General features: G+C 69.4%; 20 protein-coding genes. 1 reads left to right on the plus strand and 19 read right to left on the minus strand.

Features of this window, described 5'->3' with window-relative positions:
* Positions 1-258: 258 nt before the first annotated feature.
* The 9 genes from OR37_RS16425 to OR37_RS16465 form a co-directional block, all read right to left on the minus strand.
* On the minus strand, positions 259-1,236 hold the full coding sequence (locus tag OR37_RS16425; protein ID WP_035017588.1) for an NADPH:quinone oxidoreductase family protein: 978 nt from the start codon (positions 1,234-1,236) through the stop codon (positions 259-261).
* Positions 1,237-1,402: 166 nt separating this feature from the next.
* A complete protein-coding gene (locus OR37_RS16430) occupies positions 1,403-2,452 on the minus strand; it encodes an alpha/beta hydrolase (RefSeq protein WP_004622341.1) in 1,050 nt (349 codons plus the stop codon).
* Between the two features lie 191 nt (positions 2,453-2,643).
* Positions 2,644-3,279, minus strand: coding sequence for a TetR/AcrR family transcriptional regulator (locus tag OR37_RS16435; RefSeq protein ID WP_004622343.1), 636 nt, complete (start codon positions 3,277-3,279; stop codon positions 2,644-2,646).
* 239 nt (positions 3,280-3,518) lie between these two features.
* Complete coding sequence (locus tag OR37_RS16440; protein WP_004622345.1) at positions 3,519-3,770, minus strand: DUF2164 domain-containing protein; 252 nt, start codon at positions 3,768-3,770, stop codon at positions 3,519-3,521.
* 134 nt (positions 3,771-3,904) lie between these two features.
* Entirely contained in the window at positions 3,905-5,302 is a 1,398-nt protein-coding gene (locus OR37_RS16445) for a flavin-containing monooxygenase (protein ID WP_004622349.1), read from the minus strand.
* Positions 5,303-5,382: 80 nt separating this feature from the next.
* Positions 5,383-5,706: a hypothetical protein gene (locus tag OR37_RS16450; protein ID WP_004622350.1), complete on the minus strand. Its 324-nt coding sequence runs from the start codon at positions 5,704-5,706 to the stop codon at positions 5,383-5,385.
* A 101-nt stretch (positions 5,707-5,807) separates the two neighbouring features.
* Positions 5,808-7,259 carry a carotenoid oxygenase family protein gene (locus OR37_RS16455; RefSeq protein ID WP_035017599.1) on the minus strand — a complete coding sequence of 484 codons (1,452 nt, stop codon included), beginning with the start codon at positions 7,257-7,259 and terminating at the stop codon, positions 5,808-5,810.
* A gap of 135 nt (positions 7,260-7,394) precedes the next feature.
* Positions 7,395-8,249, minus strand: a complete 855-nt coding sequence (locus OR37_RS16460; protein ID WP_004622355.1) for a serine hydrolase domain-containing protein — start codon at positions 8,247-8,249, stop codon at positions 7,395-7,397.
* A 12-nt stretch (positions 8,250-8,261) separates the two neighbouring features.
* Complete coding sequence (locus OR37_RS16465; protein ID WP_004622357.1) at positions 8,262-9,590, minus strand: PQQ-dependent sugar dehydrogenase; 1,329 nt, start codon at positions 9,588-9,590, stop codon at positions 8,262-8,264.
* 76 nt (positions 9,591-9,666) lie between these two features.
* On the opposite strand from OR37_RS16465, the gene OR37_RS16470 reads away from it, so the two are divergent.
* Positions 9,667-10,323, plus strand: coding sequence for an arylesterase (locus OR37_RS16470; protein WP_004622359.1), 657 nt, complete (start codon positions 9,667-9,669; stop codon positions 10,321-10,323).
* Positions 10,324-10,350: 27 nt separating this feature from the next.
* Here the strand turns inward: OR37_RS16470 and OR37_RS16475 are convergent, their stop codons facing one another.
* The 10 genes from OR37_RS16475 to OR37_RS16515 all read right to left on the minus strand — a co-directional run bounded on the left by OR37_RS16475 (position 10,351) and on the right by OR37_RS16515 (position 20,240).
* A complete protein-coding gene (locus OR37_RS16475) occupies positions 10,351-13,437 on the minus strand; it encodes an efflux RND transporter permease subunit (protein WP_004622361.1) in 3,087 nt (1,028 codons plus the stop codon).
* 10 nt (positions 13,438-13,447) lie between these two features.
* Complete coding sequence (locus OR37_RS16480; RefSeq protein ID WP_235046591.1) at positions 13,448-14,605, minus strand: efflux RND transporter periplasmic adaptor subunit; 1,158 nt, start codon at positions 14,603-14,605, stop codon at positions 13,448-13,450.
* 87 nt (positions 14,606-14,692) lie between these two features.
* Entirely contained in the window at positions 14,693-15,331 is a 639-nt protein-coding gene (locus OR37_RS16485) for a glutathione S-transferase family protein (protein ID WP_004622365.1), read from the minus strand.
* A gap of 117 nt (positions 15,332-15,448) precedes the next feature.
* Positions 15,449-16,621, minus strand: coding sequence for an acetyl-CoA C-acetyltransferase (locus tag OR37_RS16490; protein ID WP_004622367.1), 1,173 nt, complete (start codon positions 16,619-16,621; stop codon positions 15,449-15,451).
* Between the two features lie 62 nt (positions 16,622-16,683).
* Complete coding sequence (locus tag OR37_RS16495; RefSeq protein WP_004622368.1) at positions 16,684-17,115, minus strand: hypothetical protein; 432 nt, start codon at positions 17,113-17,115, stop codon at positions 16,684-16,686.
* A gap of 153 nt (positions 17,116-17,268) precedes the next feature.
* Complete coding sequence (locus OR37_RS16500) at positions 17,269-17,628, minus strand: hypothetical protein (RefSeq protein ID WP_004622370.1); 360 nt, start codon at positions 17,626-17,628, stop codon at positions 17,269-17,271.
* Positions 17,629-17,830: 202 nt separating this feature from the next.
* The gene (locus OR37_RS22200; protein WP_004622372.1) at positions 17,831-18,181 is read right to left on the minus strand and encodes a hypothetical protein; all 351 of its coding nucleotides are present in this window, start codon (positions 18,179-18,181) and stop codon (positions 17,831-17,833) included.
* Positions 18,182-18,232: 51 nt separating this feature from the next.
* A complete protein-coding gene (locus OR37_RS22205) occupies positions 18,233-18,445 on the minus strand; it encodes a helix-turn-helix domain-containing protein (RefSeq protein WP_235046592.1) in 213 nt (70 codons plus the stop codon).
* Positions 18,446-18,741: 296 nt separating this feature from the next.
* Positions 18,742-19,470: a FadR/GntR family transcriptional regulator gene (locus OR37_RS16510; protein WP_004622376.1), complete on the minus strand. Its 729-nt coding sequence runs from the start codon at positions 19,468-19,470 to the stop codon at positions 18,742-18,744.
* 164 nt (positions 19,471-19,634) lie between these two features.
* Positions 19,635-20,240 (minus strand): 2-dehydro-3-deoxy-6-phosphogalactonate aldolase, encoded by a 606-nt coding sequence (locus tag OR37_RS16515; protein ID WP_004622378.1) that lies wholly within the window; start codon positions 20,238-20,240, stop codon positions 19,635-19,637.

The following is a 20,240-nucleotide window of genomic DNA, read 5'->3' on the forward strand; positions in this document are numbered from 1 at the left end:
CAAAAACGTTGAACGCGAGACGTCAGGTCCCGCGAGTGAGGGGCGGTGGATAAAAGAACGGGCGCGGGATGTCAACCTGAGTCGGTTCAGAGGGTTAGAGAACGGTTCTCTTCTTTCCCGATATCCCCGGCGAATGCCGGGGCCCAGATTCATCCGGAGCGTTTTGGGATGATCCGAGATCCGGTCTTCGTCGCTGTTTGAGGCTTGTGGGTTCGACCTGGACCCCGGCATTCGCCGGGGAGGTCGGAGGGATTGGCGCTACGGAACGATCACCGCCTTGCCCACCACCTTGCGATCGGCCAGCAGATCGAACGCCTCGCGCCAGCGCTCCAGCGGCAGTTCGGCGTGGACGTGGGGACGGATGGTCCCTTCGTCGGCCATCCGCCAGATCGCCTCGCCGTTCTCGCGGCCCTTGTCCGGGAACTGGCGGCCGTACTCGCCGGCCCGCACGCCCATGACCGAGAAGCCCTTGATCAGCGGCATGTTGACCGAGACCGTCGGGATGCGGCCCGAGGTGAAGCCGATGATCAGCAGCCGCCCGTCGAAGGCGATGCAGCGCACGCTCTCGTCGAAGACGTCGCCGCCCACGGGATCGTAGATCACGTCGGCCCCCCGGCCGCCGGTGATCTCTTTCACGCGCTCGCGGAAGCCCCTCGTGACATTGACCACGGCGTCGGGGGCATACAGCGCCTGGACCTGGGCCAGCTTGTCGTCGGAGGCCGAGGCGGCGATGACCCGCGCGCCCAGGGCCTTGGCCAGGTCGACGGCGGCCAGGCCCACCCCGCCGGCCGCGCCGTGGACCAGCACCCACTCGCCCGGCTCGACCCGCGCGCGGCGCACCAGGGCGACATAGGCCGTCAGATAGGCCGCGCCATAGGCGGCGGCCTCGGCGAAGGACAGCCGCGCGGGCTTGGGCTTCAGGGCGTCGGCCGACAACACGGCGTATTCGGCGAACCCGCCCAGCCGCGCCCCGCCGACCACCGCGTCGCCGACCTTCAGGCCGGTGACGCCCTCGCCCAGGGCGACGACCTCGCCGGCCAGGTCGAGGCCCGGCGTGAAGGGCAGGGGCGGTTTGAACTGGTACTCGCCCCGGGTCATCAGGAGGTCGGGAAAGTTGACGCTGGCCGCCCGCGCCCGGACCAGCGCCTCGCCGGGACCGGGCGTCGGCGTCGGGACCTCGCGCACCGCGCAGCCGGCGAAGTCGGGCGCCAGATCCTCGACGACGAGGGCGCGCATCTCCGTGGGTATGGTCACGCTCCCTTCCCCCTTGATGGGGGAAGGGTTGGGGATGGGGGTGACAGCGTGTCGAGATGGGGCGCGGCGGTGCTCAAGCCCGCCGCCGTCACCCCCATCCCTGCCCTTCCCCCATCAAGGGGGAAGGGAAGCGTGAGGCCGGACAGGCTCATGCCGTGGCCCGCTGGTCGAACGCTTCCCGCACCAGCCCCGCGATTTCGCGACAGGCCGCGTCGGCCGCCGGGATCGCGCCGGTGAAGGCGGTGAACCCATGCGCCAGGCTGTCGTAGCAGCGGTAGCTGACCGGCACGCCCGCCGCCTTCAGGCGCTTGGCGTAGGCCTCGCCCTGGTCGTTCAGCGGGTCGAAGCCGGCCGTGGCGACCACCGCCGGCGCCAGGCCCGAGAGGTCGGCGGTTTTGTCCGGCGACAGGCGCGGATCGGCCGGGTCGGCGTCGGGGCCCATATAGTGGCCCATGAACCAGTCCATCGTCTCGCGGGTCAGCGGATAGGCGTCGGCGTAGGTGGTCATGGACGGCGTCTCGCTGGCCACGTCCACGGCCGGATAGATCAGGATCTGCACGGCCGGCTGAGGCTCGCCCTTGCGCGCCATCTCCTGGGCGACGATGGCCGAGAAGTTGCCGCCCATGCTGTCGCCGCCGATGGCCGGCGGGACCGGCGCGGCGCCGAAGCGGGCGGTGTTGTCCCGCGCCCAGCGGTAGGCGGCCAGCACGTCCTCCAGGCCGGCCGGGAACTTGTGGTCCGGCGCCAGGCGATAGTCGACCGAGATCACCGCCGTCCGACAGATCCGCGCCAGGATCGAGCAGAAGGCGTGGCAGGTCTCCAGGTCGCCGATCACCCCGCCGCCCATGTGGGCGTAGACGATCAGCGGCGCGCCGCTGTCCTGGTTCTCGGGGCGATAGGCGCGGCAGGGGATCGGTCCGTTCGGCCCCTCGACCGACAGGCTCTCGGTGCGCACGCCGGGTTCCAGCGGGCCCTGGACGGCGGCCAGGCCCCGGGCGCTGCCGGCCACGGCCTCGGCGGGCGAGAGCGTGCTCATCGGCGGCAGCTTCTTGGCCGCGTGGGCGAAGAACTGGAAGCGCGGGTCCAGCGTGCGCCCGCCCTTATAGACCACGCCGCCGCCCGACATGGCCCGCAGGATCGGGCTGGGCAGCGACAGGATCAGCTTCAGGATGGTCTTCTGCGCGGCGTCCGAGGCCATGTTTGCTCCCTTAATATTGTCTAGCGTCGCTCCGAACCCGTCTCCCCGGCGAAGGCCGGGGCCCAGATTCGGTCCGAGCGGTTTGAGATGATCCGAGACGCGCCTGTCCCGACCCCGCTGGCGTTCGGGGCTCGATCTGGATCCCGGCCTTCGCCGGGAAGAACGGGGGAGGGGCGCTTGGAGGTCAAGGCCTACAACCTCGGCAAGGCGGGCAGGCCGCCCAGGATCAGCTTGACCGCGAAGTCGGCCGCGCCCTCGGTGTCGATGGGGCGGCGCTCCAGCATCTTGTCGCCGATCTCGCGGGCCACCGCGATGCAGGCCGAGGTCAGGTAGTCGAGGTCGACGGCCGGAGCGTGGGCGCGTTCCAGCACCCGGGCGAAGCCCTCGCGCACCTCGTCGAACACCGCGGTCATCTCGGGCGAGGGGCGGGCGTGCGGTATCTGCTCGCCCGGCGGACGGTTGATGCGCCAGCTCTCCTGCTCGGTGGCCACGAAGTTGAAATAGGCCAGGATCGCCCCGCGCACGAAGCTCTCGAAGTCGGTCGCCTTTTCGGACTCGGCGCGCAGAAGCGGCCGAAAGCGCCGCGCGCCGTCGTCGGCCAGGGCGTCGAACACCTCTTCCTTGGACTTGTAGTAGTTATAGAAGGTGCCTGAGGCGAGGCCGGTGCGGCGGATGATGTCGCGCACGGTCGCGGCGTCGTAGCCCAGCTCGCCGAACACCGCGCGGGCGGCGTCCAGGATCGCCTGGCGGTTCGCCGTCTTGGTCCGCTCCCGCTTGCCCGGCCTTTGATCGACATGGGGCTTGGGAAAATAGGCGATGTTCGACATGGGCGGCGACTCGAAGGCGGGACGTTCGTGACGCCCCGTCATGATCACAGCCTTAGTCGGCGGCCGGACGCAAGGGTTTGGCTTCGACCTTAAATATTCCGATCTCCCCGGCGAATGCCGGGGCCCAGATCTCGAACGTCTTTCATGATCGGAAAAGCTCCGAGCTTTTAGAGCCCACCCCTTGCGCTTTTCCATCTGGGCCCCGGCGTTCGCCGGGGAAATCGGAGTCGAGGGAGGTCTCACAGCGGCTTCACCGGCTGTTCGATGTCGTAGACGGCCTCGCTGATCGCCTCCAGCTTCTCGCGGTACAAGGCCTGGGCGTCGTGGAGACCCTGGTTGTAGAAATAGGGGCCCAGCCGTTCGGTGATGAAATCCAGCAGGAACTCGGCGTCGAAGCCCTTCACCTCCAGATCCAGCTCGGTCCGCAGGTAGTCGGAGAGCCCGCCGATCAGCTTGGCGCGGGTGTCCTTGTCGAAGGTGATCTTGGGCATGGTCTGCTTTCTCCCTTGCCCTTGATGGGGAAGGGGCGGGGATGGGGTGCGCGGCGGTGGATAGTGGCAAGGCCGCGTCCCTTTCGGAACCCGTGTCACCCCATCCAACCCCTTCCCCATCCAGGGGAAGGGCTTTAGCTCGCCAGCAGCGGTTCCGACTTGCTCTGCGCGATCGCCGCCACCGGCAGCTTGCCGCCGGCCGCCCTGGCCCGCGCCTCGCCCTTGGCGATCTCCTTCTTCAGGTCGGCGCAGTAGACGTTGAAGTCGACTTGGATGGTGTGCCGGGCCGCCTGGTAGAACTGGCCCAGATGGCGCTCCTCGTCCTTGACGATGATGCGCTGCATCTCCGCCTCCGGCGGCGGGGCGTATTGACCGACCAGATAGGCGGCCGCCAGCTTGGCCTGCTGCTCGGCGAAGTTCACCAGGGTCGGCAGGGGCTGGGCCAGGCCCATGAAGAAGAGGTTCGGGATCCCCGGTTTCATCATCCGCTTGAACAGCGGGAAGCGGTGGTCGGCGCCGGGCAAGAGCGCCGGATCGTCGAAGAACGGGAAGCTGATCTTGTAGCCGGTGGCGAAGATGATCGCGTCGACATCCTCGACGCTGTCGTCGGCGAAGCGCACGCGCTTGCCCTCCAGCGCCTTGATCGCCGGCTTGAACTTGATGTCGCCGCAGCCCGCGCGGGTCAGGAACTCGCCGGAGACCGACGGGTGGGCTTCCAGCGGCTCGTGGTCGGGCTTGGGCAGGCCATAGTCCTCCATCCGGCCGACGGTCTTCTTCAGCACCGACCGGGCCAGGGCCACGCCCAGCTTGCGCGGCATCCAGGCGGGCATGGCGGATTTGTCGGCCGGCTTGCCGTTCAGGTACTTGGGAAACACCCAGACCCCGCGCCGGGCCGAGACCCAGAGGTTCTTGGCGATCGGCCGCTGCGAGAGCTCGCTGGCGATGTCCATGGCCGAATTGCCCATGCCGACCACCACGACGTTCTTGCCGCGCATGTCCACCGGATCGAACGGGTCGCAATAGGCGTGGGCGTGGAAGGCGGGGCCGTCGAACTCGCCCGGATAGTCCGGCACGCGCGGGTCCCAGTGGTGGCCGTTGCAGACGAACAGCACGTCATAGAACCGGGTCTCGCCGGTCGACAGCGTCACCGACCACAGGCCCTCGCTGGTCCGTCGCGCCGTCTCGACCTTGGTGTTGAAGGTGATGGTCGGGCGCAGGCCGAAGTGGTCGACATAGTCCTTGAAGTACTGGAACAGCTGCGCGTGGTGCGGGAAGTCCGGCCAGTCCTTCGGCACGGGGAAGTCCTCGAAGGCCAGCCGCCACTTGCTGGTGTCGATGTGCAGGCTCTCGTAGCAGGCCGACAGGCCGTTGGGGTTCTTGTAGTACCAGTTGCCGCCGATCTCGTCGGACATCTCGAAGCAGTCGTAGGGGACGCCCAGGTCCTTCAGCCGCTTGAGGGTGGTGAAGCCGCTGCAGCCCGCGCCGATGACGCACGCCTTGGGCAGCCTCGCGTGGGGGACCCTGGCCGACATTCCACCCTCCTGACTTATCGTTGTTCAGGTGAGTGTACCGGCGTTACGCCAACCGGCAAGCGGCCTTTAGGGAAGCTCGCTCAGCGCCCGAACGTCTGGGGCGCGTAGGTGGCGACGCAGGCGGCGTTGCACTGGGCCCAGCGTCCGCCGCAGCCGTCGTCGTCGCCGCCCGCGTTGCAGAAGAACAGCGTCTTGGAGCAGGTCGCCTTGCACTGGGCCTGATCGCCGGGCGGCCGGGCGCTGGCCAGCGGGATCGGGGCGGGCAGCACGAAGCTGGGGGCGTTGACCGGCGCCGGAGGCGGCGCGGCGGCCTTGGGCGGCGGAACCACGATCACGGGCTTGGCCGGCGCGGCGGCGGCCGACGGGGCCAGGGCCAGCAGCAGGAGAAGGAGCGCGCGACGCATGGGCAAAGGCTAGCGGGACACGGTAAAGACCCGATTAACCATGTTGGCGTTCGGCGCCCGATCGCCCCGACCAAGGCCAGGGAGATCGGATCTTTTCGAGGCTACCCCTTCAGCATCTCGCGTCCGGCCCAGACGCTGTGGGTTCCGCTGCTGAGCTTGTGGGGCAGGGCCAGGCGGCAGACGACCTCGAAGCGCTTGGCGTCGATGATCGCGCACTCCGAGCGGCCCTTGGTCTCGTCGATCAGGAAGGTGACCAGATAGCCGTCGTCCTCGTCGGCCGCCCCGACCCGGGGCGCGAACGGCGCCTCGCTGGCGTAAACGCCGTCGGGCAGGGTGATCGACCAGCTCTCGCCGGTCTCCAGGTCGTGCTTGACGAAGCCGTTGAACAGGAACCAGCCGGGCCGCGTGGTGGTCGAATAGGCGTAGCGATAGGGCCGGCCGGCGTATTTCTGATTGAACATGCCGAATTCCAGGATCCGGTCGTCCAGGTGCTTCTCGGTCGTCTGGCCGGTCTTCAGATTGAACCGCCAGCGGTGCAGCTTGGGAAGGAAGCTGTGCTCGTCCAGATAGGCCATCAGGTGGCCGTGGCCGTCGGGGGCGCTTTCCAGCGGGCGCGGGGTCGGGTTTTCCTGGAAGTAGCCGTCCAGCACCACCTCGTCGCCGTCCTCATACGCGTTGAGCCAGTGCAGCACATAGGTCGGCTCGGCCTCGAACCAGCGCGGCTCGCCGCCGTGGCGCGGGACGATGGCGAAGCGCGACGGCACGCCCTTGTGCAGGCGCACCGCGTGGATGTTCCGCGCCATCAGCTCCTGGTCCCAGAACACCGGCAGGTCGTTGAGGATCGCGTATTTCGACGAGAAGGCCATGTCGTGCGGCAGGCGCGGGCCGGGCGTGGGGACCGCCTGATAGACCGTGCGCTTGCCGCTGGCGTCGACCACGCCGTAGTGCATGTAGGGCGCGGACTTGGAGTAGTTGAAGAACAGCAGCTCGCCGGTGGCCTCGTCGACCTTGGGGTGGGCCGACACGCCATCCAGCGGCGCCCATGTGGCCACGCCCAGGGTCTCCAGGGTCAGCGGATCCAGCCGATAGGCCTCGCCGCACTGGTAGAAGGTGGCCAGGGCCTCGCCGTTGTGAACGACGATGTCGGTGCTGGCGCTGTCCTTCAGGGCGCCGTGGGCGCCGAAGCCGGGGCGCTTGGACGTGCCCGGACCGTCCATCAGCCCGCCCCACAGGCCCTCGCCGGCTTCCTGCTCGGCTTCGAAGCACCGCGTGCGGACGAAGCGGTTGCGATAGGAGGCCTCGCCGCCCTTGAACTCGATCTGGCAGATCATGCCGTCGCCGTCGAACGGGTGATAGCGGCCCAGCGGGTCGTGGACGGGGTTTTCGGTGTTGCGCAGATAGACGCCGTCCAGGTCGGTAGGGATCGCGCCCTCCAGCACCGGCAGGTCCCAGGCGTTGACCTCCTCGTGCAGCGGGGTCCAGGGCCCGGTCATGTACGGGTGGTTGGTCGGCGACAGCGACACGCGCACCGGCGGCAGGCGTTCCACCTTCATCTCGGCGACTTTCTGGGCGACCTTCATCTCGGCGACGGTCATGGCGGCTCCTCCCGATCGAGACGCCTAGTATGACGCCTTAGTCTCGTTGTGCAAGTTTCCCATGCGTCGCTTTCGCGCCGCGAAGGGGGCGTCCTACGCCAGAGCCGCGAACGCCTCGGTGGTCGCGTCCAGTCCCGAGGCCTCATCGGTCCAGATCGCCACGACCCGGCAGCCGCGCGCATAGGCGGCGAAGCCGCTGCCGGGGCCGCCGCCGGTGTGGCCCAGAGGATGGTTCAGCGGATCGTCGGCCCGCAGCATCAGGCCCAGCGCGTAGGCCGGGTCCGGGTGCAGGGCGCTACGGTGTTCGGGCAGGGCGCGGCGCTCCAGCATGGCCGCGAAGGTCTCGGGCGACAGCAGGGCGCCGGTGATCAGCGCGCGCAGCAGCCGGGCGGCCTCGATCGCCGGACCCACGACCAGGCCGTGATAGACCCAGCCGGGATGGTAGTCGGGCGCGCCGCCCATGGCGACGTCGGCCAGGTCCTCCGGCGTCAGCGCCAGTCGGGCGGCGGTCAGGCCGGCCGGCGCGAAGACCAGGGCGCGCAGGGCCTCGCCCAGCGCGAGGTCGGACGCGGCCGAGACGACCTGGGCGACCTCCAGATAGCCGATGTTGGAATAGGCCCAGCCTTCGCCGGGCGGATAGCGGAGACGGGCGGCGTCGGTCTCGGCCAACAGGCGGTCGGTCGACCAGGGCTGCGCGCCGGCGGCGACGTCGTCGTGATAGGCGGGTAGGCCGCCATAGTCGGGCAGCCCCGCCTCGTGCCGCAGCAGCTGGGCCAGGCTGAAGGGCCGTCCGGGCAGCGGCTTGTCCAGCGCCAGACGGCCGTCCTCGACCAGGCGCAGGGCGGCGATGGCCAGCGCCGTCTTGGTGAAGCTCCACCACGGAACGGGGCCGGCATGGCCCGAAAGGGTCTCGGTTCCGGCGGAGTTGATCAGGGCGCGCGATTCCACCCTGCCTTGATACTACCGCGCCGGGCTGACCCGCCAGACCGTGTCGCCCACATCGTCGGCGACCAGCAGGGCGCCGCTCTTGTCGACGATGACGCCGACCGGACGGCCCTGGGCCTTGCCCTTGTCGTTCAGGAAGCCGGTGACGAAGTCCTCGACCTTGCCCGCGGGCTTGCCGGCCTCGAACGGGACGAAGATCACCTTGTAGCCGGCCTGCGGGTTTCGGTTCCACGAGCCGTGCTGGCCCACGAACACGCCGCCGCGATAGCGGGCCGGGAAGCTCTGGCCCTGATAGAAGGCCAGGCCCAGCGAGGCGGTATGGGCCCCGACCGCGAAGTCCGGGACGATGGCGCGCTCGACCAGGTCGGGGCGGCGGTCGCTGTCGCGGATCCGCTTGTCCGCGTGCCGGCCGAAATAGCTGAAGGGCCAACCGTAGAAGCCGCCCTCGCGCACCGAGGTGATGTAGTCGGGCACCAGGTCGTCGCCCAGCTCGTCGCGCTCGTTGACGGCGGTCCACAGCTGGCCGGTGGCCGGATTCCAGTCCAGGCCGTTCGGATTGCGCAGGCCCGAGGCGAAGACGCGCTTGGCGCCGGTGGCCAGGTCGATCCGCAGGATCGCGGCGCGGTCGGTCTCGGCGGCCAGGCCGTTCTCGCCGACATTGCTGTTCGAGCCGACCGTGGCGTAAAGCGCCTTGCCGTCGGGACTGGCGATGATGTTCTTGGTCCAATGGTGGTTGATCGGCCCGCCCGGCAGGTCGGCGATCTTGCGGCCCGGCGCGTCGATGCGGGTCTGACCCTCGACATAGGGGAAGGCCACGATGGCGTCGGTGTTGGCGACATAGAGCGTGTCGCCGACCAGGGCCATGCCGAACGGCGAGTGCAGGTGGGTCAGGAACGGGACCTTGGTCTCGGCCACGCCGTCGTGATCGGCGTCGCGCAGCAGGGTGATGCGGTCGGCGCTGGGCACGCCCGCTCCGGCTTTCTTCATCAGCAGACCCTCGAAGAAGCCGCGAACGCCCTTCGGCTTCTCGCCGTCGCGCGGGCCGTTGGTCTCGGCGACCAGCACGTCGCCATTGGGCAGGGCCAGCAACCAGCGCGGATGGTCCAGGCCCTTGGCGAAGGGCTGGATCCGGAAGCCGGCCGGGACCTTCGGCGTCTGGCCCGCCGGCCATCCGACCACGTCGGAAACCTTAACGGTCGGGATCAGGGCGCGTCGCGGTTCGGGCAGGGCGGGGTTGGCGCCGTAGCCGACGGAATTCCCTGTCTGGCCAGGGCTTTGACCGCATCCCGCCAAGGCCGCGAGCGCGGCGCAGGCGACCAGCGCCCCGTAAAAACCGCGACGCATAGCCGCTCTCCCTCTTCATCCAGCGTTCAACGCGCGAGGGCTCTAATCGGCCACGGTCGTCGAGACGGGTTTGGCCATGGTGAAGTTCTTAGCCACAACGATCAACCGCAGATATCTGATGGGCGGCCTGCTGGGCCTCGGTGCGCCGGGCGCGGCCTCCGCCGCCGCGCGCGGGAAGCCGCCGTCCCCGCCGCTGGTCACGCTGCTGGGCGATTCCATCACCGCCGGCCTGGGCGTGGCCGAGGGGCTGGCCCTGCCGGCGCGGCTGCAGTCGGCGCTGGATCAGCTGCGCGTCCGCGCCCGCGTCTTCGGCTTCGGGGTGATGGGCGACACCACCCTGGGCGGCCTGGCGCGGGTCGAGCGCGTGCCGGTCGGCACCAGCGTCTGCGTCGTGGCCCTGGGCGGCAACGACCTGCTGCAGGGCGCCGACCCCGCCTGGACCCGCGCCAACCTCCGCGCCATCGTCCAGCGCCTGAAGGCCCGCGGCATTCGCGTGGTGCTGGCGGGCGTGCGCGCCCCGGCCCTGCTGGGCGTCGACTACGCCCGCCGCTTCAGCCAGATCTATCCGCAGCTGGCCCAGGAGGAGGGGGTGTTCCTCGAGCCCGACTTCTTCACCGGCGTGATCGGGGTCGCCCGCTACATGCAGGGCGACGGCATCCATCCGAACGCGGAAGGCGCGCGGATCATCGCCGATCGGCTGGCCCCGGTGGTGGCGCGCGCGCTGAGCGCCTGACGCGAAAACGCCCTCCGCGGCGGGCGCCTACTCCGCCGCGTTCAGGCCGTGCTTGTCGCCGGACGCGTGATGGCGGCCGCCGAACAGCCGGCCCATCAGCCGTTCGGCGCGGGTCTTCAGACCGTCCATCAGCACGAACACCACCGGGATGTAGAGCAGCGACAGCAGGGTCGAGGTGATCAGGCCGCCGATCACCGCGATGGCCATCGGGGCGCGGAACTCGACGTCCGCTCCGAAGCCCACGGCGACCGGGATCATGCCCGCGCCCATGGCCACGGTGGTCATCAGGATCGGCCGGGCCCGCTTGTGGGCGGCGTCGATGATCGCCGTGCGCTTGTCCATGCCCTGTTCCTTCATCGCCATGATCGCGTACTCGACCAGCAGGATCGAGTTCTTGGCCGCGATGCCCATCAGCATCAGGATCCCGATCAGGGTCGAGATCGAGAAGCTGGAGTGGACCAGCACCAGCAGGCCGAAGGCGCCGCCGATGGCCAGCGGCAGGGCCACCATGATCGTGATCGGGTGGGCGAAGCTGCGGAACAGCAGCACCAGCACGACGTACATCAGAAGGATGCCGGTCACGAGCGCGCCGACGAAGCCGGTGACCATCTCGGCGATGAACTCGGAATCGCCGGCCGGGGTCTCCTTGACGCCCGGCGGCAGGTGCTTGACCGAGGGCAGGGCGTGGACGCGCTTGGCCGCCTCGCCGACGACGATGCCGTCCAGCTCGGCGGTGATGGTGGCCACGCGCGAGCGGTCCTGGCGGCTGATCTGCGAGGGACCGGCGCCGAAGCGGATGTCGGCCACGGCCTCCAGCGGCACGGGTCCGTTGGCCGACGGCACGCGCAGGGTTTGCAGCACCGCCAGATCCTCGCGAGCGTTCTGCGACAGGCGCAGGCGGATCGGCACCTGGCGGTCGCCGAGATTGTACTTGGGCAGGTTCTGGTCGACGTCGCCGATGGTGGCCACGCGCACGGCCTGCGAGATCGCGCCCGCCGAGACGCCGGCGCGCGCCGCCTGGTCGGGCTTGGGCGTGACGACGATCTCCGGACGGGCGATCGCGGCGGTGTTGACCACGTGGGCCAGGCCCGGGACGCCGCGCATCTCGGCCTCGACCTTGCGGGCGGCGGCTTCCAGGTCCGGGCCGTTGTCGCCCAGCAGGCTCAGGGTGTAGGACGCGCCGCTGGAGGGGCCGCCGCCATTGTTGCTGCCCGAGCCGATGCGCGCGCCGGGAATGGCCGCCAGCTGGTCGACCATCTCGCGGTTGAACTGCCGCTGGCTCATGCGCTGGTGCTTGTCGATCAGGTCGGCGGTGACGCTGGCCGTGTTGATCGAGTCGCCGCCGACCGCGGCATAGACGCTGACCACTTCCTTGCGGGCCAGCAGCGCCTTGGTGACGCGCTGGGTCACGGCGTCGGTCTCGTCCAGCGTCGCGCCGGGCGGCAGCTCGACCGAGAACTCGGCGCGGCCGCGATCGACCGCCGGCTGGAACTCGAACGGCAGGCGGGTGGCCAGGAACACCGAGCCGGCGAACAGCGGAATGCCCATCAGCAGGACCTTCCAGCGATTGCGCAGGCCCCAGTTCAGCGCCTTCAGATAGGGCCCCATCCACGGGGGGTCCTTGTCCTCATGGCTGGCGTCGGCCTTCAGCATGTAGGCGCCCATCAGCGGCGTCAGCAGGCGGGCGACCACCAGCGAGAACAGCACCGAGATGCAGGCGGCCAGGGCGAAGGCCTTGAAGAACTGGCCGATGATGCCGGGCATGAAGCCCACGGGCGCGAACACCGCCACGATGGTGAAGGTGGTGGCCACGACGGCCAGGCCGATCTCGTCGGCGGCTTCCATGGCCGCCGCGTAGGGGCTTTTGCCGCCGCGCATGTGGCGGACGATGTTCTCGATCTCGACGATGGCGTCGTCGACCAGGATCCCGACGGTCAGCGACAGCGCCAGCAGGGTGATGCCGTTCAGCGACTGGTTCAGCGGCGCCAGCACCGCGAAGGTCGGGATCAGCGACAGCGGGATGGCCACGGCCGACAGCAGGGTGGCGCGCCAGTCGCGCAGGAACAGCAGCACCACCAGCACGGCCAGCACCGCGCCCAGGATCAGCGCCTCCATCGAGGCCGCGTAGCTGTTCTCGATATATTTGACGTTGGAGGTGACCTCCTCGATCTTCAGCTCGGGGTGGTCCTTGTTCAGCTGGGCGACGGCCTTGCGCACCTTCTCGGCGGTCTGGACCTCCGAGCCGCCGCGCGAGCGGACCATGTTGAAGGTCACGACCTCCTGGCCGTCATAGCGGGCGCGCGAACGCGGCTCGGCCCAGTGGTCGGTGACCGTGCCGAGATCGCCCAGACGCACTGTGCCCCCGCCGGACATCGGCACGCGGGTCTCGCGCAGCTGCTCGACCGAGCCGGCCGCGCCCAGGGTGCGGATGGCCCGCTCGGCGCCCGAGATCGTCACCCGCCCGCCGGGCAGGTCGGCGTTGGACGAGACCAGGGCCTGGCTGACGGCCGCGGCCGTGACGCCGCTGGCGGCCAGGCGATCGGGATCCAGCGCGACCTCGATCTCGCGGCTGACGCCGCCTTGCCGGTTGACCTGCCGCACGCCCTTGATGGCCAGCAGCGCCCGGCTGACGTCGTTGTCGACGAACCAGCTGCGCTGTTCCGGCGTCAGGGTCGGCGCCCGGACCACATAGGTGATCAGGCCGTTGCCGGTGGTGTCGATCCGGGTGACGATCGGTTCCTGCATGTCCTGCGGCAGCGAGCCGCGCAGATTGGACATGGCGTTGCGCACGTCGTTGGTGACGCGCTCGTGGTCCACCCCCAGCTCGAACTCGATGAAGGTGGTCGAGGCGCCGTCGACGACGGTGGAGTTGATGTGGCGCACCTGGCCCAGGCCCGCGACCGAGTCCTCGATCAGCCGTGTGACCTGGGTCTCCAGCTCCTGGGGCGCGGCGCCGGGGCGCACGGCCGTGACGACGACGAACGGGAAGTCGACGTCGGGATTGTTGTTGATCCGCATGCTCTTGAAGCCGGCGATCCCGAAAACCGTCAGCAGCAGGAACAGGATCACGACGGGGATCGGGTTCTTGATCGCCCAGGATGAGATGTTGCGCATCGGACGGTCCTCAGCGCGCCGGTTGGGCGGGGGTCTGGACGCGCGGCGTCGCGCCCACGCGCACGGGGTCGCCTTCGCCCAGGAAGCCCGCGCCGTCGACCACCACCGTCTCGCCCGGGTTCAGGCCCGCGGCGGCGACGCGGTCGCCGGTCGTGGCCAGCACGTCGATCCGGCGGAAGTGAACCTTCTTGCCGGCGTCGACGACGAACACCCCGGGGCGGTTCTCGCGGTACAGCACCGCGGCCGAGGGCACGACCAGGGCGGGCTGATCGCCGGCGTCGATGGTGGCGCGGGCGAACATGCCCGGCCGGAACGCGCCCATGGCGGTCAGCGCCACCCGCGCCATGCCCAGACGGCTGGACGGATTGACCTCGGAGGTGACGATGCGGACCCGGCCGCTCATCTGGCCGACCTTTTCGGAATAGACCTTGGCCGGCATCCCGGCCTTGACGGCCGAGAGGTCGGTCTCGGGAATTTCGGCGTTCAGCTCCAGGCGGCTGTCGCGGACGATGCGGAAGAGCTCGCTTCCGGCGGTGACGATCTGGCCCTTGTGGACGCTGCGGCGGCTGATCAGCCCGCCGACCGGCGCGCGGATCGTGGCCTGGGCCAGATGGGCGGCGGTCTCGCCGCGCGCGGCCTCGGCGGCGGCCAGGTTGGCGGCGGCCGAGCCTTCCTTGGCCGTGGCGGTGTCCAGGCCGGCCTGCGACAGGTAGCCCTTGGCGTTCAGCTCGCGCGAACGGTTCAGCGACGCCCGCGCCTCGGCCAGGGTGGCCTTGGCGGCCGCGACGCTGGCCTCCTGCTGGCGCAGCTGCGCGGCGATCAGGGTGTCGTTCAGCTTGACCAGCACCTGGCCGGCCTTGACCACCTGACCCTCTTCGGCGTTGACCGCCAGGGCGGTCAGGCCGCCGGTCTCGGCGCCGACCGGCACCTCTTCCCACGGCGAGATCGTGCCGCTGGCGTTGATCTGGCGAGCGATCGGCGCGCTGACCACCTGGGCCACGCTGACGGTCTGGGCGGCGGTCCCGCCCTCGGCGGCCTTGACCTTCTTGGGCTTCTTGTCGCCGCAGCCGGCCAGCGCGATCGCGCTGACGCCCAGGATCAAGACCAGCGCGCTCACAGACGGGCGACGCCCCGCGATCCGGTTCAGCACGACGATATCCCCAGCCACAATTAAAAGCCCGCCGGCCTTCTAGCCGACAAACCCCGGAGCGCTGAGTTAATTTACCGTAAGACGATAAATGGCCCTCAATGCGCGTCAGGCTTTCACGTCGCGGTCCGTCCCGGCCTGCGCCGCCTTGGCCCGGGCGAAGGCGGGGCGGTCCCGCATCCGGGCCCAGTACGCGGTCACGGCCGGGGAAAACTGCTCGGAAAGATCCAGCGTCTCGGCCAGCAGCAGGGCGTAGGCCACCGAAATGTCCGCGCCGGTGAAGCGTTCGCCGGCCACGAACGGCGCGGTCTCGAGCCGGGCGTCCAGGCCGCGCAGCCGCGCCAGGAACCAGCGGGCGTAGTCGCCGGCGACCTGGGGATTGCGCCGATCCTCGGGCTCCAGCCGCGTGTAGCGCAGCACCAGGGTCTGCGGAAAGGTCAGGGTCGCCTCGCCGTACAGCAGGCCGTTCAGATAGGCGCCATAGCCGGCCTCGTCCGGGCGCACGGACAGGGCGCCGTTCCCATGACGCATCGACAGGTACTCGATCATCGCCGAGGACTCGGTCATCCGCGTCTCGCCGTCGACCAGCAGCGGGATGGTGCCCAGCGGGTTTTCGTCGAGATAGTCCCGGGCGTGGAAGCGCGGCGGGAACGGTAGCAGCTTCAGCTCATAGGGCAGGCCCAGCTCCTCCAGCGCCCAGAGCGGCCGGAACGAGCGGGCGTCGCGGCAGTGCCAGAGGGTGATCATGCCTGTCTCCCCATATCCCCTCCGACCCCATATCCCCTCCCGACGCGTCGGAGGGGTGAACGAGACGGCGCGGCGCGCGCCCTCGTCCACCGCCTCCCCCGCGCGGAAAGAGGGCGATCAGAGCCGCTCGATGATCGTGACGTTCGCCAGGCCGCCGCCCTCGCACATGGTCTGCAGGCCATAGCGGGCGCCGCGATCCTTCAGGGCGTGCACCAGGGTGGTCATCAGCTTGGCCCCCGAGCCGCCCAGCGGGTGGCCGAGCGCGATGGCGCCGCCGTGGACGTTCAGCCTGTCCGGATCGGCGCCCGTCGCCTGAAGCCACGCGGTCGGCACCGAGGCGAAGGCCTCGTTGACCTCGTAGAGGTCGATGTCGCCGATCTTCATGCCGGCCCGCTCCAGGGCCCTTTGGGTGGCGGGGATCGGCGCCTCCAGCATGATGACCGGGTCGTGGCCGATCACCGTCATGCCGTGGATCCGCGCCAGCGGCGTCGCGCCCAGCGCCTTCAGGCCGCGTTCGTTGACGATCATCACGCCCGCCGCGCCGTCGCAGATCTGGCTGGAGGTGGCGGCGGTCAGGCGGCCGTCCTCGGCCAGCAGCTTCACCGCGCCGATCGACTCCCGCGAGGCGTCCCAGCGGATGCCCTCGTCGGCGGCGTGGGTCTCGGTCGTCCCGTCCGGCAGGGTGACCTCGATCGGCACGATCTCGGCGGCGAACTTGCCGGCCTTGGTCGCTGCGGCTGCGCGCTGGTGGCTGGTCAGGGCGTAGGCGTCCAGCACGTCGCGCTCCAGGCCGTACTTGCGGGCCACCATCTCGGCGCCGGCGAACTGGCTGAACTGGATGTCCGGATAGCGGGCCTGGATGCGCGGGCTCATATAGGTCCCGAAGCCGTTCTTGTAGGGCAGGGTCGAGGGCAGGCCCATCGGCACGCGGCTCATGCTCTCGACGCCGGCGGCGATGACGATGTCCATGGCCCCCGACATCACGGTGGCGGCGGCGAAGTGGATGGCCTGCTGCGACGAGCCGCACTGGCGGTCGACCGACGTGGCCGGCACGCTCTCGGGCAGCTTGGAGGCCAGGACCGCGTTGCGCGCGATATTGACGGACTGCTCGCCCGCCTGGCCGACGCAGCCCAGGATCACGTCCTCGATCAGGGCCGGATCGGCGCCGACGCGCTCGACCAGGCTATCCAGCACCACGCCCGCCAGGTCGGCCGGATGCCAGCCAGAGACCTTGCCGCCCTTGCGCCCGCCGGCCGTCCGCGCGGCCGCCACGATATAAGCTTCGCCCATGTGTTCCTCCTGTGGCGGGGAGGAAAACAGGCGGTGGCGCCTATGTCAGCGGTGACGCGGCGTCAGGGGGCGCTGGTCTGGCGTTGTCCGGAGGCGCGGGACAGGCTGCCAATCAGCAGGGCGAACATGGTGAGGTAGCTGAAGAGGTTGCTGGCCGCGAAATAGGCTCGGCCCCAGATTTTTGGGTCCAGCATGACCGCGAGGTGCACTAGCACGATCAGTCCAAGGAAGGCGCTCGCCCACATGGGCCACCAGCGGTCGGAGGTTAGAGAGATCGCCAGGACCACCAGGAAGAGGACGATGTCGACCGTCATCACGGCGATATCGAGACCGGCCTCGCGGGCGGCGCGCATCAACACGGCCGAAGCGAACCAGGCCAAGATCATGGCCACGGCGGAAAGACGTTCCGGCCGACCGCCGAAGCTCAAAGCGAACCCGCACGACGTCAGCAGGACGATCAGGCTGGCCCACTGGTGAAAGGTGTGGAGCGTCATGCGCTCACCCTATCGCGTCTTCAGACGGTTGCTAGAGCGCGTTAGGTTCAAGTGTGAGCGGTTAAACCGCTCGAACGCGCTCTCAATATTTGAATCTAGAGCCTGTTCCAGCCCTCGCTGGAACAGGCGCTGCATTTCGCTAGAGCGCGCTATCTAAGCGACTTCGCGCTCGTCCGCGACGACTTCAAGGAAGCCCGTCTGAGTCGGGGGCGGAGGCTTTTCACCGCCGCCGCCGAAGGCCACGCGCGACAGGCCAATGTCGCGCTGGGCGACCGACAGTTGCTGATGGGTGGCCACGATGTTCTGGCGCGCCACGCCCAGGGCCTGCATCGTCTCGATGGCGCGCATCAGCGCGTCCTGACCGATGATCGCCGAGAGGTTGGCGTCCTGACGGGTCGCGGGCATCAGGCCGGCCAGGGCGGCGGTCTGGGTGATCGCGGCGTCGATGGCCTTTTCCGCGGCGAAAAGGGCCTCGGCCACGGTTTCGGCGGCGAGACGGCGTTCCTTGAGCATGCGTTCTCTCCTCGCGCGCGGCCAGCCCGCCGGCGCGTTGCTAAGGGTTTGATGTTCCGAGAAGCGATCGCGCCTGCCCCAGCGGCGCGACGATCAGGTCACAGAAGGCCTTCCAGCGCGTGGAGCCCCGCCAGGATCGATCCGAACGCCAGGGCGGTCAGAACCATCACGGCGGCGATGAAGGCCAGCCGGAGCGGAAGGCTCAGTCGATTAGGTCGACCCCATCCAAGTCCGGCGAAGAGCTGTCGGAGTCCGACAGGAACGTCTCGTCCATCACCGCGCTGGCGATGCAGAGGATCTCCCGCAGCACCAGTTCCGAAGGCTTGAACGGGGCCTGCTTGCGCGTGGCCTCCACCAGATCGCGCACCATCGCCGCGCCCGTCGGGGAGACCGAAAGGCTCGTCAATTGGCGCTCCAGCTCGCCCCAGGTGATCGGGGGCAACAGCTCGGCCGTGTTCAGGCGGGGCCAGTCGTTCTGGAAGTTGATCACGTCCTGACGAATGTGGGTCACCCGGCCGATCGCGTCCTTCTGATACGGAGTAAGTTCCTGCACGGTAAGCTCCTTGCTCAACGCCGTCAGGAGACCGTGACAGGGGGGGATCGCCTAGCCGGGCCGGATCGGACCCCGACGCGATCGGAGGGGGGACCCCGACGGGACGCCCGGCCCGGGCGCGGCGTCGCGCGATCCCCGATCGAACAGCCGGCGGGCGGCGTCGTAGCGATCGGCGGCGCCCAGGCGGCGGCGGGCCTTGTCCAGGTGCCAGTCGACCGTGTGCTTGGACAGGCCCAATTCCCGGGCGATTTCCTTGGAGCTCATGTGCCGATCGACGAGTCGGAGGCATTCGCGCTCACGCTCGGTGAGGCGGTCTAGGTCGTCGACCTGATCCGTCAGTGAAGGATCGCCCTTGCCCATCGGCGGAACCTTATGCGAACCCGAGGCTTCGACAAGCCGTTGAAACATTAAACCTGCGCTACGGATTCGCGAGGCGCGTCGCCAGAGGCGAGCGTCGGCCTCGGCCTCCGGGAGGCGGATCTAAAGGTTTTGATAACGCTATCTTTAGGATCGCGCGAAGAGGCGTTTTGTCGCGGATAAGGCGTTCTTGGAGCCCGACCTCAACCCCCGCGTCGGGCGGCTTCGGACTCGGTGGCGGGCGAGGCCGCGCGGATCAGTTCCAACACGTCGACGATGATCGCGCGCATGGCGGTCTGGGCCCTGTCGGCGTCGCGGGCGATGATCGCCTCGGCCACGTCCTCGTGTGACGGGATTGAGGCGGTGCGGCCCTTGATGCGGTTGGTGAAGCGGATCGAGATGCGCAGGGCCGTGTTCACCAGCTCGTGCAGCTCGCGATAGAAGGGGTTCTTGGTCGCGTTCAGGATGGCGATGTGGAAGGCGATGTCGGCCGACAGCGGGTCGTCCTCGCCCTCGGCGGCGGCCTCCATCCGGCGCAGGCCCTTGCGGATCTCCTCCAGTCCCGCCTCGTCGGCGTTGCGCGCGGCCAGGGCGGCGGCGGCCGGCTCGATCCCCAGGCGCATCTCGGTGAAGTCGGCCAGCAGTCGCAGGGAGAACTTGCGCTCCAGCAGCCAGCGCAGCACGTCGGGGTCGAGCATGTTCCACTCGGCCTCGGGCTCCACCACCGTGCCGTGGCGCGGCCGGGCGCTGAGCAGGCCCTTGGCGGTCAGCATCTTGACCGCCTCGCGCGTCACGGTGCGGCTGGCGCCGAACTGCTTGGACAGCTCCCCCTCGGTCGGAAAGCCCACCTGGGCGTATTCGCCGGTCACGATGGCCTGACCGAGTTGCTCGACCAGTCCGTAGGTCAAGCTCAAGCCGGGCTGGGTCCGCATCGGCGACTCTTCTTCCTTCTCGCGACGACGCGGGCGTCGCCACGCATCGAGATTGCTCCGCTGGCCAACGAAGCGGTTCGGCCGACTACAGCCGCGCCGCGCCGTTTCGGCAAGTGCCGTTCGCCGAGCGCGTTCTTGTCATGGACCGTGAGTCTGGATCGCGATCAACCCTGGCGCCAGGCGGCGACCAGGGCCGCCGCGCGCTGGCCGACCTCGGCCGCGGTGTAGCCGGGGCGATAGAGTTCCCCGCCGACGCCGACGCCCGCCACGCCGACCGCGCGCCAGGGCTCCAGATTGGCCGCGCCGACCCCGCCGACGGCGTAGACCAGCACGTCCTTGGGCAGCACGTCCTTGACCGCCTTGATGTGGCCCGGGCCGAACGTGCCGGCCGGGAACAGCTTCAGCGCCTTGGCCCCGGCCTTCACCGCCGCGAGGGCCTCGGTGGGGGTGGCGAAGCCGGGCATGGCCGTCAGGCCCAGCGCGACGGCGCGGCGGATGACGTCCGGATCGACGTTCGGGGTCACGATCAGCTTGCCGCCGACCTTGGCCACGTCGTCGACGGCCTCGGCCGACAGCACCGTGCCGGCCCCGCACAAGGCCTTGTCGCCGAAGGCGGCGCACAGCTTCTCGATGCTGACCAGGGGATCGGGCGAGTTCAGCGGCACCTCGATCGCCTGGACGCCGGCGTCGACCAGGGCGGCGGCGATGTCGAGGATCTCGTCCGGCTTCACGCCGCGCAGGATGGCCACGATGGGGGGAGGATTGGACAT

Source organism: Caulobacter vibrioides OR37 (assembly GCF_000372645.1).
Taxonomy (GTDB): Bacteria; Pseudomonadota; Alphaproteobacteria; order Caulobacterales; family Caulobacteraceae; genus Caulobacter; species Caulobacter vibrioides_E.